Consider the following 14589-nt stretch of genomic DNA (forward strand, 5'->3'; position numbering starts at 1 on the left):
GTCGCGATACGAGGACGCAGTCCTCGCCAGGAACACCAACAACATTGCCGGCGAGCGCCAACCATGACATCTCCCAGCCAATTCTCCCCCGACCACCCGGTCCCAATCGCCCAGCGTATCTTCGGCGCCCGCGACCTGTTCTCGCTATGGTTCTCCCTCGGCATCGGCCTGATGGTGCTGCAGGTCGGCGCCATGCTCGCCCCTGGCCTGGGCCTTGCCGGCGCAGTGCTGGCCATCGCTCTGGGCACCGGTGTGGGTGTGCTGTTGCTGGGGGCTGCCGGTGTCATTGGCAGCGATACCGGCCTGTCGGCCATGGGCACGCTCAAGCTGAGCCTGGGGGGCCACGGCGCGCGCTTGCCGGCGCTGCTCAACCTGCTGCAACTGGTGGGCTGGGGCGCGTTCGAGATCATCGTGATGCGCGATGCCGCCAGCCTTCTGGGCGCGCGGGTGTTCGGCGAAGCCAGCGCCTGGAACAGCCCTGTGCTCTGGACCCTGTGCTTCGGCGCCCTGGCCACCTTGCTCGCGGTCGGTGGGCCGCTGGCGTTCGTGCGCAAGGTGCTGCGCACCTGGGGCATCTGGCTGCTGCTGGGCGCTTGCCTGTGGCTGACCTGGAACCTGTTCGCCAAGGCCGACCTGGCCGTACTGTGGAACCGTGCCGGTGACGGTTCGATGTCGCTGGCCGTGGGCTTCGATATCGCCATCGCCATGCCGCTGTCCTGGTTGCCGCTGATCGCCGACTATTCGCGTTTTGCCCGTAACGGCAAACATGTATTCGGCGGTACGGTGGTGGGCTACTTCATCGGCAACACCTGGCTGATGAGCCTGGGCGTGGGCTACACCTTGGCCTTCGCCGGCAGTGGCGAAGCCAACGCCCTGCTGCTGGCCTTGGCGGGCGCCGGCATGGGCATTCCACTGCTGCTGATTCTGCTGGACGAGTCGGAAAAGGCTTTTGCCGACATTCATTCGGCGGCCGTTTCCACCGGTGTGCTGGTGCGCCTGAAGGTCGAGCACCTGGCGCTGGCCATTGGCGTGCTGTGCACGCTGATCGCCCTGCTGGCGCCACTGGCACAGTACGAGAATTTCCTGCTGCTGATCGGCTCGGTGTTTGCACCGCTGTTCGGTGTGGTATTGATGGACCATTACGTGATCCGTCGCCGCCGCTTGCCAGCACAGGTGCATGGCTTGCATTGGCAGGCACTGCTGGCCTGGGCGGTGGGCGTTGCCGCGTACCATCTGATCGCCGCGCAAGCGCCCGACCTGGGTGCGACCCTGCCGGCATTGCTGCTGGCAGGGCTACTGCACGGGCTGTTGAGCTTCAGCCGCGGCCGGGAAACAGCTCGGGCTTGAGCACGCCATTCAGGCGTGGGTACGGGATCTTCAACTCCACGTGGCCCATGGAGTAGGGCGCGATGGAGTAGACCTCGTACTTGACCACCACCGCGCCGTACGTCAGGGCGATGTGCGGCGACTGCTTGAACGGCCAGGTCTTGATGAACTCGGCGTCCTTGTCCATGCCTACGCTGATCAGCCAGGCGCGGTGTGATTCCTCGACGGTTTTCCAGAAGGTGTCTTCCTGGCCAGGCACCAGCATGTCCTGCAGGGTCAGCACCTTGTCCAGCTTGCGCGAATAGTTGATGAAACCACGCCCGGGCATGCCGTGGGCGCCGCCGCTGTCCAGGTAGCTGGACAGTTCGATGATCACCAGTCCGTCATGCTGCTCGCGTACCTTGGCCTGCAGGTAGCTGCTGTTGCGCTTATCGGCACTGGCCAGGTACTGCTGCTCGTAGGCTTGCAGTGTGGCCGGTGCGTTGCCGCGCTGGTTGTCTTCGGTCAGTTGCAGCAGGCGTTTCTCGACGATGCCATCAAGCTTGGGCAACGCCGGGAAGTGGATCATGTCGATGTTCACCAGCGGGCAGTCGCTTTCACTGCAGCCGGGTTTGACATGCTCCCAGGCATCACGCTTGACCTCGAGCGGCGCCCGGTAGTTGGGCGTGAACAGGCTTTGGCAGGCACCCAGGGCCAGGGCCAGCACAGCCACGGACGTCAGTTTGACAAGTGTCATGAGGATCCTTGCAGAACAGGGAAAAGTCGGCCTTTGACCGTCTGCGCGGCCTTCAGTTCGCCACTAAGCTAACAGAGACAAGGCGCGCTGTCCCGAGTGCGCGAACGGTTGCCGGAAAGGGATGAAACCGGCAGGCGTGCAGAGTAGGATGGCGCGATGCGGTATTCGAGGTAATGAGGATTTCCATGTCAGACGCGTTGAACTCAGTGCCCAAGGGCTTCGAAATCATCGAGCGGGCCAACTGCTTCCAGGGCTTTTACAAGCTCGACAAGCTACGCCTGCGCTATGAATTGTTTGCCGGGGGCATGGGCCGCGAGATCAGCCGCGAACTGTTCGTGCGCCATGATGCGGTGTGCGTGCTGCCGTACGACCCGTTGCGCGATGAAGTGGTGCTGATCGAGCAGTTCCGTGTGGGGGCGCTGGACAAGGTCGACAACCCTTGGCTGATCGAGATGGTGGCCGGGCTTATCGACAAGGACGAGCAACCCGAGGAAGTCGCCCATCGCGAAGCCGAAGAAGAGGCCGGCCTGGCTTTCAGCGCCCTGTGGCCGATGACCCGTTACTTCCCGTCGCCCGGCGGCAGTGACGAATACGTTCATCTGTTTCTCGGACGCTGCAGCAGCGAAGGGGCGGGCGGCCTGCATGGCCTGGAAGAAGAGGGCGAAGACATTCGCGTGCGCGTGTGGTCGTTCGAGGATGCCATGCAGGCGGTGCGCGACGGGCGCATCTGCAACGCGGCGACCATCATCGGTCTGCAATGGCTGGCGCTGAACCGTGATGAAGTACGAGGTATGTGGAAGTGAACCTGCTGCGCGAGCGTTATCGGGTCGACCTGGTCGGGCTGCAGGCAGCCTGCGAGGCCAACTACGCCCGGCTGATGCGCCTGTTGCCAGACATGCGCACCACCCAAAGCTCGCGCCGCATCGGCATGACCCAGGGCGATCAGATGCTCGGTGTGCTGGTACTCGACGTGGTGCTGGCCTGCCCGTACACCACCACCCTGCACGTGCGCCAGGAGCACAGCCTGCCTTGGTTGCCGGTGCCGCACCTGGAAGTGCAGGTGTACCACGATGCGCGCATGGCCGAAGTGGTCAGTGCCGAACACACCCGGCGCCTGCGCAGCATCTACCCGTATCCGAACGAGGCCATGCACCAGCCGGACGAAAAGGCCCAGCTCAACTTGTTCCTCGGTGAATGGCTGAGCCACTGCCTGGCTTGTGGTCACGAACTGGCGAGCGTTCGCTGAAGTGTGACGCAGGTCGTTCGTGGGTGTTTGCTCGCACCCGTTGTGCAGCCATAATTCGCGCTGAATCCGTTCCAGGAGACGGCCGTTGCCTCAGACAGACCAATCGCGCCTCGTGCATGTGGTGCAACTGACCGATGCCCATCTGTTCGCCGACCCGGCCGGCAGCATGCTGGGCCTCAATACCCGTGACAGCCTGCGCCATGTAGTGGCACAGGTGCGGCGGGAGCAGCCGCTTGTCGACCTGCTGCTGTGCACTGGCGACCTGTCCCAGGACGCCAGTGTGGCATCCTATGAAGCGTTCCGTGAGCTGACCGCGCCGTTTGCCGTGCCCACCCGCTGGTTGCCTGGCAACCATGACGAGGCCCGAGTCATGGCGCAAGTGGCGCCGGAGCTGGTACAGGCTGTGACCGATATCGGTGCGTGGCGCATCGTCATGCTCAATACGGCCGTCCCCGGGGCAACGCACGGGCTGCTGGAGGATGACCAGCTGGCAGTGCTGGAAGCGGCCTTGCGAGAGGCGGGTGAACGGCATTGCCTGGTGTGCTTCCACCATCAGCCGGTGGATATCAGCTGTGCCTGGATTGCGCCGATCGGCTTGCGCAATGCCCAGGCGCTGTTCGATATCGTCGAGGGTTATCCACAGGTGCGGGCGCTGCTGTGGGGGCATGTGCATCAGGAATGGGATGAAGTGCGCGACGGCCTGCGCCTGCTGGCTACGCCGTCGACCTGTATCCAGTTCGCTGCGCGCAGCGAGGATTTCCAGGTGAGCGAGGAGCAGCCGGGCTACCGCTGGTTGCGCCTGCATGCCAACGGGCGGTTGGAGACCGGGGTGGAGCGGGCACTGGATTTCGAAGTGAAGCTCGACTTCGATAGCCCGGGGTATTGAGCTGCGGCTGCAGACGCGCTCCTACAGGGAACTGTGGTTGCGACTTCGGTGAAGAAATTGTTGCGAAACCCGTGACACTGCGTCAAAACCCGGCGAACGCGCTACACTGCGCGTCCCTGCGCCCATATCACCGGGCGCGAAGCCAAAGATTCCGGGGGCAGCATGTCGGGTTCCATCCTCTATATCCACGGCTTCAACAGCTCGCCGCTTTCCATCAAGGCGCGCCAGCTCGAGGCCGTGATGCAGCAACTGGGCCTGTCGGCCCAACTGCGGGTGCCCGCTTTGCACCACCACCCACGGCAGGCCATCGCCCAGCTCGAAGCCGCCATCGCCGAACTGGGCGCGCCATTGCTGGTGGGCAGTTCGCTCGGCGGCTACTATGCCACCTATCTGGCCGAGCGCCACGGCCTCAAGGCCCTGCTGGTGAACCCGGCGGTAACACCGCACAAGCATTTCGACGGCTACCTGGGCACCCAGCACAATCACTACACCGGTGAGGCCTGGGAGCTGACCCACGATCACGTGCAGGCCCTGGCCGAGCTGGAAGTACCAGCCCCGGTGGACGCCAGCCGCTATCAAGTGTGGCTGCAGACCGCCGATGAAACCCTGGACTATCGCCACGCCGAGCGCTATTACCGTGCTTGCGCCCTGCGCATCCAGGCCGGTGGCGACCACAGCTTCCAGGGCTTCGCCCAGCGTCTGCCGGCTCTGCTGGCCTTCGCCGGCATTGCCCGTGGGCAGTACGCAGCGCTCGATTTTTCTGTATTTTGACTTTTTTGCATTCACCAGACTGACGACGAGACCCTATGGCCACTCCCAGCGCTAGCGCCTATAACGCAGACGCCATCGAAGTCCTCTCGGGCCTTGACCCGGTCCGCAAGCGGCCGGGCATGTACACCGATACCAGCCGCCCCAACCATCTGGCCCAGGAAGTCATCGACAACAGTGTCGACGAAGCCCTGGCCGGTCATGCCCGTTCGGTGCAGGTCATCCTCCATGCCGACCACTCGCTGGAAGTCAGCGACGATGGTCGCGGCATGCCGGTGGACATCCACCCGGAAGAGGGTGTGTCCGGGGTCGAGCTGATCCTCACCAAGCTGCACGCAGGCGGCAAGTTCTCCAACAAGAACTACCAGTTCTCCGGCGGCCTCCACGGCGTGGGCATCTCGGTGGTCAACGCCCTGTCGACCCAGGTGCGCGTGCGCGTCAAACGTGACGGCAACGAATACCAGATGACCTTCGCCGATGGCTTCAAGGCCAGCGAACTGGAAGTGGTCGGCTCGGTCGGCAAGCGCAACACCGGTACCAGCGTGTACTTCAGCCCCGACCCCAAGTACTTCGATTCGCCGAAGTTCTCCATCAGCCGCCTCAAGCACGTGCTCAAGGCCAAGGCCGTGCTGTGCCCGGGCCTGCTGGTCAGCTTCGAGGACAAGGCCACCGGCGAGAAGGTCGAATGGCACTACGAGGACGGCCTGCGCTCCTACCTGGTCGATTCGGTCAACGAGTTCCAGCGCCTGCCCGACGAGCCGTTCTGCGGCAGCCTGGCCGGTAACAAGGAGGCGGTGGACTGGGCTTTGCTGTGGCTGCCAGAAGGCGGCGACAGCATCCAGGAAAGCTACGTCAACCTGATCCCTACCGCCCAGGGCGGCACCCACGTCAACGGCCTGCGCCAGGGGCTGCTGGATGCCATGCGCGAATTCTGCGAGTTCCGCAACCTGCTGCCGCGCGGCGTGAAGCTGGCGCCGGAAGACGTCTGGGAGCGCATCACCTTCGTGCTGTCGATGAAGATGCAGGACCCGCAGTTCTCCGGGCAGACCAAGGAGCGCCTGTCGTCGCGTGAGGCGGCTGCCTTCGTTTCCGGCGTGGTCAAGGACGCCTTCAGCCTGTGGCTCAACGCCCACCCCGAGCTGGGCATGCAGCTGGCGGAGCTGGCCATCAGCAACGCCGGGCGCCGCCTGAAGGCCAGCAAGAAGGTCGAGCGCAAACGCATCACCCAAGGCCCGGCACTTCCCGGCAAACTGGCCGATTGCGCCGGGCAGGATCCGATGCGCGCCGAACTGTTCCTGGTCGAGGGTGACTCCGCCGGTGGCTCGGCCAAACAGGCACGCGACAAGGAATTCCAGGCGATCCTGCCGCTGCGTGGCAAGATCCTCAACACCTGGGAAGTGGACGGTGGCGAAGTTCTGGCTAGCCAGGAAGTGCACAACATCGCTGTGGCCATTGGCGTCGACCCGGGGGCCACCGACCTTGCGCAGCTGCGCTACGGCAAGATCTGCATCCTCGCCGACGCCGACTCCGACGGCCTGCACATCGCCACGCTGCTGTGCGCGCTGTTCGTCCAGCACTTCCGTGCGCTGGTCGAGGCCGGGCATGTATATGTGGCCATGCCGCCGCTGTACCGCATCGACCTGGGCAAGGAAATCTACTACGCCCTCGACGAGGCCGAGCGTGACGGTATCCTCGATCGCCTGGTGGCCGAGAAGAAGCGCGGCAAACCACAGGTCACCCGCTTCAAGGGCCTGGGTGAAATGAACCCGCCACAGCTGCGCGAGACCACCATGGACCCGAACACCCGGCGCCTGGTGCAGCTGACCCTGGACGACGTGCAGGCCACCTGCGAGCTGATGGACAAGCTGCTGGCCAAGAAGCGCGCGGGCGACCGCAAGAGCTGGCTGGAAACCAAAGGCAACCTGGCCGAGGTCATGGTTTGATTCGGCGGCTTCTGGCTGCCTGCCTGGCGCTGGTTTCCCTGCCGAGCCTGGCGGGCAACTGGCCAGAGCTGAAGCTGAGCGCCGAGCACCCGATCGAAGGCATGCGCGGTGGCAACCTGTCTGGCCTGGTGGAATGCCGGGGCGGGCTGTGGGGCGTGTCCGACCGCGACGACGACCGTATCTACCGCTTCGACCAGCAAAGCCCGACCTGGCGCGCGCAGCCGCTCACCTTCACCCCGCCAGCAGTGCCGGAAAGTGGCCTGCCGTGGGGCCTGAAGTCGCGTAACTGGGCGGCGTCATATATCCGTGGTGGCGAGCTGGATTTCGAAGGCATCAGCTGTGACCAGGCGGGTAACCTGTACCTGGTCAGCGAGGCGCATGCCGCAGTGCTGCAACTGCCGCTGGAAGGCGAGGCAAACTGGTTGAAGATCGACCCGGCCATGGTTCGCCAGGCCCGTGCCAGCGGCATGCTGCTGAACTTCAACGCCTTGTTCGAAGGCCTGGCGATCAACCCGGCGGGCGACCGCCTGTGGCTGGCCGCCGAGCGCGAGCGGCGGGGCCTGGTGGCCATCGAGCGCCAGCAATCGGTGTGGACCTGCGGCCGCAGCTGCGTGCTGTTGAGCGAGGCTGGCGTCGAAATGCAGCCGGCGCAGATGCCCAATGCCCAGGCACTGTCGCGCGATTTCGCCGACCTGGCCTGGTTCGAAGGCAAGCTGTTCACCCTCGAACGTAACGCCTACCGGGTCTGCCGTCGGGATACCGACAGTGGCAAGGTCGAGCGCTGCTGGTCGTTCGCTGCCGATGCCCTGGTCGAGTCGCGCCGCTATCAACAGCCGTTCGGCTTGGCCGAGGCACTGGTGATCGATGCCAAGGGCGCCTGGATCGGTGTCGACAACAACAACGGCACCCGCGCCGATGGCGAGGCACGCCCGATCGTCTGGCGCTTCGATGCGCCGGAAGGCGGATGGAGCGCCAAGCCATGAGCCAGGCACCGGGCAAGCGGGCGGGCAAGGTATTGATGATCGTCGCCTGGGCGGCGGCACTGTTCCTCGCCACGCGTTTCTTTGGCCAGTGGGAAGACAGCCAGCGCAACCCCAATGCCCAGGTGCAGTCGTCGCATGGCGAAGGCTTCATCGAGGTACGCCTGTTGGGCAACGGCCAGGGCCACTTCGTGGTGGATGGCGCGATCAACGGCCAGATGGTGCATTTCATGCTCGACACCGGTGCCACCGACGTGGCCATCCCCGAGGCGTTGGGCCGCGAGCTTGGCCTGGAGCGCGGCAGCCCGGTGCAGCTCAGTACCGCCAACGGCCGTACAGAAGGCTACCGCACGCGCCTGGCCAGCCTGCAGCTGGGGGATATTCGCCTGCGCGACGTGCGCGCCATCGTGGTGCCGGGCCTGGACGGGCAAACCGTATTGCTGGGCATGAGTGCCCTGAAACAACTTGAATTTTCCCAGCGCGGCGGCACCATGCTGCTGCGCCAGAACCTGAAATGACGAGGCCCGCATGAGCGACTCACTGGAACTCAGCCTGGACGGCGTTGAACGCCGCTCGCTGGCTGACTTCACCGAACAGGCCTACCTCAACTACTCCATGTACGTGATCATGGACCGCGCTTTGCCGCACATCGGCGATGGCCTGAAGCCGGTGCAGCGACGCATCGTCTACGCCATGAGCGAGTTGGGGCTCGATGCCGATGCCAAGCACAAGAAGTCCGCGCGTACCGTCGGTGACGTGCTCGGCAAGTTCCACCCCCACGGCGACTCGGCCTGCTACGAGGCCATGGTGCTGATGGCGCAGCCGTTCAGCTACCGCTATACCCTGGTCGACGGCCAGGGCAACTGGGGTGCGCCGGACGATCCGAAGTCCTTCGCCGCCATGCGTTATACCGAAGCCCGCCTTTCGCGCTACGCCGAAGTGCTGCTCAGCGAAGTCGGCCAGGGTACTGTGGACTGGGTGCCAAACTTCGACGGCACCCTTCAGGAGCCGGCCGTGCTGCCGGCGCGCCTGCCCAACATTCTGCTCAACGGCACTACTGGTATCGCCGTGGGCATGGCCACCGACGTGCCGCCGCACAACCTGCGTGAAGTGGCCACGGCCTGTGTGCGTCTGCTCGACGAGCCCAAGGCCACCATCGAGCAGCTGTGCGAGCACATCCAGGGGCCGGACTACCCGACCGAGGCCGAGATCGTCACGCCGCGGGCAGAAATCCTCAAGATGTACGAAAGCGGGCGCGGCTCCATCCGCATGCGCGCCGTATACCGCGTCGAGGATGGCGACATCGTCGTCACCGCGCTGCCGCACCAGGTCTCCGGGGCCAAGGTGCTGGAGCAGATCGCTGCGCAGATGCAGGCCAAGAAGCTGCCGATGGTTGCCGACCTGCGTGACGAGTCGGACCACGAGAACCCGTGCCGCATCGTCATCATCCCGCGCTCCAACCGCGTGGATGCCGATGAACTGATGCAACACTTGTTCGCCACCACTGACCTGGAAAGCAGCTATCGGGTCAACGTCAACATCATCGGCCTGGACGGCCGGCCACAACTGAAGAACTTGCGCGCGCTGCTGCTGGAGTGGCTGGAGTTCCGTACCGCTACCGTCCGCCGCCGCCTGCAGCACCGCCTGGACAAGGTGGAGAAGCGCCTGCACCTGTTGGAAGGTTTGCTCACCGCGTTCCTCAACCTGGATGAAGTGATCCATATCATCCGTACCGAGGACCAGCCAAAGCAGGCCCTGATCGCCCGATTCGACCTGACCGAAATCCAGGCCGACTACATTCTCGAGACCCGCCTGCGGCAGCTGGCGCGCCTGGAAGAGATGAAGATCCGCGGCGAGCAGGATGAATTGCTGAAAGAGCAGGCCAAGCTGCTCGCCCTGCTGGGCAGCGATGCCAAGCTGCGCAAACTGGTTCGTAGCGAGCTGATCAAGGATGCCGAAACCTATGGCGACGACCGCCGCTCGCCTATCGTCGAGCGTGCCGAGGCCAAGGCGCTGTCGGAAAACGAGCTGATGCCGACTGAGCCGGTTACCGTGGTGCTGTCGGAAAAGGGCTGGGTGCGCTGCGCCAAGGGCCACGACATCGATGCCACCGGCCTGTCGTACAAGGCCGGCGATGGCTTCAAGGCCGCCGCCGCCGGGCGCTCCAACCAGTTTGCCGTGCTCATCGACTCCACTGGCCGCAGCTACTCGCTGGCCGCTCACAGCCTGCCATCGGCGCGCGGCCAGGGCGAACCGCTGACCGGCCGCCTGACGCCACCACCGGGGGCCACCTTCGAGTGCGTGCTGTTGCCGGACGACGATGCGCTGTACGTAGTGGCCTCGGACGCCGGTTATGGCTTCGTGGTCAAAGGTGAAGACCTGCAGGCCAAGAACAAGGCCGGCAAGGGCCTGCTCAGCCTGCCCAACGGTGCCAAGGTCATGACCCCGCGCCCGGTGGCCAACCGCGAGCAAGACTGGCTGGCGGCGGTGACCACCGAAGGCCGTCTGCTGGTGTTCAAGGTCAGCGACCTGCCTCAGTTGGGCAAGGGCAAGGGCAACAAGATCATCGGGGTGCCGGGCGACCGGGTAGCCAGCCGTGAAGAATTTGTTACCGATCTGGCCGTGATTGCCGATGGTGCGACACTTGTATTGCAAGCCGGCAAGCGTACCCTATCTCTGAAAGCGGATGACCTGGAGCATTACAAGGGCGAGCGCGGACGGCGCGGCAGCAAGCTGCCACGCGGGTTCCAGCGGGTCGATGGATTGCAGGTGGAAGTGCCGACATAAACGGTTTTAATGTCTGGAACGGCAATTTCAGCGTCGTTCCGGGCAGAAATGCTGGAGTCGGACGGTTATTTCGCGGATGATATGGCCCTTGCGGTGCCGGCGTGGCCGTGTGCCCGTTTGAATCTATGTGTATCACTGCGGTTGGCCTTTTGGCGACCGCCTGGATGGGATGATGAAATTTCTGCGCCTTCCATTTGCGCTGTTGATGACTGGCCTGCTGGGCCTTGGCGGGTGCACCATGCACAAGCCGGTTGCCCTGTACCAGCTCGACAGTGGTGATCCTGGCCAGCCTTCGCAGAGCGCGGGCATGGCCGTGGTGCTCGGCCCGGTATCGGTTGCCGATTACCTGCAACGTGAGACATTTCTGCAGCGTCAGGCCGATGGCAGCCTGAGTTCGGCGACCGACGGTCGTTGGGCCGGCAGCCTTTCGTCGGATATCGACCAGCTCCTGGTACGCCAGCTCGCATGGCGCCTGGACAGCCAGCGCGTGGTGCTGGCCCCGGCAGCGGCCGGTTTCAACCCGGATGTACAAGTACTGCTGTCGATCACTCGCCTGGACTCGGGCAAGGACCAGCCGGCCATTCTGGATGCTCAATGGCGTCTGCTGGATCGCCGTGGCCATGTGCGTGACAACCGCATCGTTCATCTCGAGCAGCCACATGCGGGCAGCGAGGCGTCGCAGGTGCAGGCCCAGGGCCAATTGCTGCAGAAGCTGGCCGAGCAGCTGAGCACTGCGGTCAAGCCGTTGGCCAACCAGCCAGCGATCGCCGAAGAGTCGCCAAAAAAGCCGGCTACGCCGGTGCAGGTGAAGAAGGCGCCGGAGAAATCCAAGATCCCGATGGCGGCACCGATTCGTACCGATATGGAAGTTTATCGGTTCTGATCGAACTGCCAGATACGAAAAAGCCCGCAATGATGCGGGCTTTTTCGTATCTGCTGTTTTTGTACTGTCTGTGCTGGCCTCTTCGCGGGTAAACCCGCTCCTACAGGTTGGTGCAGGCCCTGTGGGAGCGGGTTGACCTGCGATGAGGCCAGCCCGGTATCAGGCCCGGCGTTCGTGCATCCGCGCCAACTGCCGCTCCAGCATCGACGGGTAGGGTTCCATCAGGCGCTCCACGCAGCAGGCGCCTTCGGGGCTGGCAATCGGGCGAATGCGGGCGCGCTGGCGAATCAGGGTGTCATCGCTGATCTGCCGCTCCACCAGCAACAGGTTGCGGCTGTGCTGCGACAGCGCCAACGCGTCCTGGGCCTTTTCGGCCATCAGCAGGTCTACCAGCTCCAGCCCTTGCAGGTCGTTGCCCAGGGCCAGGCCCAGTTGCAACTGCAGGGTAATGCCGCTGTCCGCCACCTCGATCTGCAGGGCATGGCCCAGCGCGCGCAACAACTCGCCGCAGCAGATGGCGTTGGTCAGGTAGTCCTCGCCGCAGTCGCGGCTGTGGAACAGCACCAAGGTGCTGCCGTCGTTGAGTGTGTGAGTTTCGCCGTCGTAGAGCGAGGCGGCGTGCTCCAGGCAATCGCGGTAGCGCTCGGTCAGTTCGGTCAGGCGCGTGCGCGGCAGGCGACGCAGCTGCTCCTGCGAACCCAGCTGCACGGCGAGCACTGCGCTGTACTGCGGCTCGTCGGATTCGACCACGGCGGCCTTGGGCGCGCTTTCGTCGTCCAGCAGCCCGGCGAAGGCTTCGTCGTCATCCTCGTCTGCCTGAGCGGCAAGCTTGGCGCGCGGTGTAGCCTTGGCTGCCGGGATGGCGTCGTGCAGGTCGTCGAATTGCTCGTCGTCGTCTTCTTCAGGCTCCGGCTCAGGTGGCGGCGGCGGGGCCAGGCGCGCGTGCAGCTGGCGGGCGATGTCGCCGATCTCGTCCTGGCGGTCGGTGGCCGGGGTATAGGGTTGCGGGTCGCGCAGCCACACCCGCAGTTGCAGCAGCGGCAGGGTGATGAAGCGGCCCTGGCGCAGGCTCAGGGTCAGTGCCAGCACCAGCAGGATGGCGGCAAGGATGCCCATGCTCTGCAGGCTGATCAGCATCGGCTGCTGGAACTGGCTCATGTCCAGGCTGATGCGCAGTTGCCCGGCGGTCACGTCCTGGAAGGTGATCTTGGTCTGGTACAGGCCTTCGGCCTCGCCCAGCAGGCTGTTGCGCGGGCGCTGGCCGGCCTCGGCGAGGATACGGTTGTCCACGCTGTAGATCGCCGCATGGGCCACCAGCGGGTTTTTCACCAGGTTGCCGAGCAGCACGTTGAGGCTGAGGATGTCGTTGGCCACCAGCAGCTCGGTCGCCGAGGTGGCGGTCTGGGTGGTCAGGCTCTGGCCCAGGGCATCGGCCTGCTCGTGCATGGCCTGCTTGAATTGCAGGCCCATCACGCAGGCGTAGATCACCAACGCCAGCGCCACCAGGAAAATGTTGGTGCAGGCGATGCGCAGTGCCAGTGGCACGCGACGTTGACTCAGGGCGCGATAGATCATCAGGAAGAAGTTGTCTGCTTTGACGGGCGTGGGCCGGTTCACTGAGCTCGGCTCTTAATGGCATGAAAGTGTGGGGCAGTATAGCGAGCCGGGTTTTGTCGGCAAAGTATCGTTGGCGCCCGATGGTCACGGAAAATCGGTAGAATGCGCATTTTTCATCGAAGTCGGAGCCAGGTTGTGCGCGAAATCGTCCTGATCAACATCACCGGTGAGGATCGTCCCGGTCTCACTGCGGCTATCACCGGCGTCCTGCTGCAGGGCGGTGTGAGCATCCTCGACATTGGCCTGGCGGTCATGCACGGTACCTTGTCGTTCGGCATCCTGGTCGATATCCCGGACAACGAAGTGGCCACCTCCCTGCTGCAGAGCGTGCAGGCCAAGGCCCATGAACTGAACCTGCAGGCCCGCTACACACCGATTTCCGAGGCGGACTACCAGCACTGGGCCGATGGCCACGGCGAGGCGCGCCACATCGTCACCTTGCTCAGCCGCAAGATCACCCCCGAGCAACTGCAGCGGGTGAGTGCGGTGATCAGTCAGTACGGCCTGACCATCGAGCGCATCGAGCGCCTGTCGGCCCGTGTGGCGCTGGATGCCGATACCGACAAGGGCAAGGCGGCCATCGAGATTTCCGTGCGCGGCGTGCCGAGCGATGCCCAGGCGCTGCGTGCCGACTTCTTCGCCTTGGCTGAAGAGCTGAGCATCGACATCGCCTTCCAGAAGGACGACCTGTTCCGCCGCAACCGCCGCCTGGCGGTGTTCGACATGGACTCGACGCTGATCGAAGCCGAAGTCATCGACGAACTGGCCAAGGCCGCTGGCGTAGGTGAGCAGGTGGCCGCGATCACCGAACGTGCCATGCGCGGCGAGCTGGACTTCCGCGCCAGCTTCAAGGAGCGCATGGCCCTGCTCAAGGGCCTGGATGTGGGCGTGCTGGACGAGATCGGTGCGTCGCTGCGCCTGACCGAGGGCGCCGAGAACCTGTTTGCCGAGCTCAAGCGCCTGGGCTACAAGACGGCGATCCTGTCCGGTGGCTTCACTTACTTTGCCCGCCAGGTGCAGGCGCGCCTGGGCATCGACTATGTCTTCGCCAATGAGCTGGAAGTGGTCGATGGCAAGGTTACCGGCGTGGCTGTGGAGCCGATCGTGGATGCCCAGCGCAAGGCCGACCTGCTGCAGAAGTTGGCCAGCGAAGAAGGCTTGCAGCTGGAGCAGACCATTGCCGTGGGTGATGGCGCCAACGACCTGCCAATGCTGTCGCTGGCAGGCCTTGGCGTGGCGTTCCGCGCCAAGCCGCTGGTACGCCAGTCGGCCAAGCAGGCGATTTCTACCCTGGGGCTGGATGGGGTGTTGTATCTGCTGGGCCTGCGCGACCGCGACGCGCGCGGCTGATCTGCAAATTTGGGGCTGCTTCGCAGCCCTTTCGCGACACAAGGCCGCTCCCACAGGGGCCGCGCAG

The 14589-nt window shown here is 64.4% G+C and carries 13 protein-coding genes; 11 read left to right on the plus strand and 2 right to left on the minus strand.

All coding sequences use genetic code 11. The features are described from left to right. Positions 1 to 63 precede the first annotated feature (63 nt). Entirely contained in the window at positions 64 to 1347 is a 1284-nt protein-coding gene (gene cytX, locus ACK1U9_RS20680) for a putative hydroxymethylpyrimidine transporter CytX (protein WP_046613358.1), read from the plus strand. Here cytX and ACK1U9_RS20685 read toward each other — a convergent pair. Further along, on the minus strand, positions 1316 to 2062 hold the full coding sequence (locus tag ACK1U9_RS20685; RefSeq protein ID WP_046613356.1) for an RsiV family protein: 747 nt from the start codon (positions 2060 to 2062) through the stop codon (positions 1316 to 1318). The two genes, cytX and ACK1U9_RS20685, sit on opposite strands and share 32 nt — an antisense overlap. A 185-nt stretch (positions 2063 to 2247) precedes the next feature. Between ACK1U9_RS20685 and ACK1U9_RS20690 the strand changes: the two genes are divergently transcribed. The 9 genes from ACK1U9_RS20690 to ACK1U9_RS20730 all read left to right on the plus strand — a co-directional run bounded on the left by ACK1U9_RS20690 (position 2248) and on the right by ACK1U9_RS20730 (position 11555). Beyond that, a complete protein-coding gene (locus tag ACK1U9_RS20690) occupies positions 2248 to 2865 on the plus strand; it encodes an NUDIX domain-containing protein (protein ID WP_449110147.1) in 618 nt (205 codons plus the stop codon). Next, entirely contained in the window at positions 2856 to 3308 is a 453-nt protein-coding gene (locus ACK1U9_RS20695; RefSeq protein ID WP_016501905.1) for a DUF1249 domain-containing protein, read from the plus strand. The genes ACK1U9_RS20690 and ACK1U9_RS20695 overlap by 10 nt, the downstream gene beginning before the upstream one ends. Before the next feature lie 85 nt (positions 3309 to 3393). Continuing rightward, entirely contained in the window at positions 3394 to 4194 is an 801-nt protein-coding gene (gene cpdA / locus ACK1U9_RS20700) for a 3',5'-cyclic-AMP phosphodiesterase (RefSeq protein WP_196174401.1), read from the plus strand. 162 nt (positions 4195 to 4356) lie between these two features. After that, positions 4357 to 4965: a YqiA/YcfP family alpha/beta fold hydrolase gene (locus ACK1U9_RS20705; RefSeq protein WP_153671359.1), complete on the plus strand. Its 609-nt coding sequence runs from the start codon at positions 4357 to 4359 to the stop codon at positions 4963 to 4965. 35 nt (positions 4966 to 5000) lie between these two features. Beyond that, positions 5001 to 6905, plus strand: a complete 1905-nt coding sequence (gene parE, locus ACK1U9_RS20710) for a DNA topoisomerase IV subunit B (protein ID WP_046613353.1) — start codon at positions 5001 to 5003, stop codon at positions 6903 to 6905. Further along, positions 6902 to 7888: an esterase-like activity of phytase family protein gene (locus ACK1U9_RS20715; RefSeq protein WP_046613352.1), complete on the plus strand. Its 987-nt coding sequence runs from the start codon at positions 6902 to 6904 to the stop codon at positions 7886 to 7888. Before parE ends, ACK1U9_RS20715 begins: the two co-directional genes overlap by 4 nt. Next, positions 7885 to 8403 (plus strand): retropepsin-like aspartic protease family protein, encoded by a 519-nt coding sequence (locus tag ACK1U9_RS20720; RefSeq protein WP_046613351.1) that lies wholly within the window; start codon positions 7885 to 7887, stop codon positions 8401 to 8403. The genes ACK1U9_RS20715 and ACK1U9_RS20720 overlap by 4 nt, the downstream gene beginning before the upstream one ends. Positions 8404 to 8413: 10 nt before the next feature. Then, positions 8414 to 10672, plus strand: coding sequence for a DNA topoisomerase IV subunit A (gene parC / locus ACK1U9_RS20725; protein WP_046613350.1), 2259 nt, complete (start codon positions 8414 to 8416; stop codon positions 10670 to 10672). 172 nt (positions 10673 to 10844) lie between these two features. Further along, on the plus strand, positions 10845 to 11555 hold the full coding sequence (locus ACK1U9_RS20730; RefSeq protein WP_449110148.1) for a PqiC family protein: 711 nt from the start codon (positions 10845 to 10847) through the stop codon (positions 11553 to 11555). A 159-nt stretch (positions 11556 to 11714) separates the two neighbouring features. Here ACK1U9_RS20730 and ACK1U9_RS20735 read toward each other — a convergent pair whose 3' ends face one another. Continuing rightward, complete coding sequence (locus ACK1U9_RS20735; RefSeq protein ID WP_085599740.1) at positions 11715 to 13172, minus strand: AhpA/YtjB family protein; 1458 nt, start codon at positions 13170 to 13172, stop codon at positions 11715 to 11717. 135 nt (positions 13173 to 13307) lie between these two features. On the opposite strand from ACK1U9_RS20735, the gene serB reads away from it, so the two are divergent. Beyond that, positions 13308 to 14522: a phosphoserine phosphatase SerB gene (serB, locus tag ACK1U9_RS20740; RefSeq protein WP_284385318.1), complete on the plus strand. Its 1215-nt coding sequence runs from the start codon at positions 13308 to 13310 to the stop codon at positions 14520 to 14522. Positions 14523 to 14589: the final 67 nt, after the last annotated feature.

The organism is Pseudomonas sp. XP1 (genome assembly GCF_053557675.1).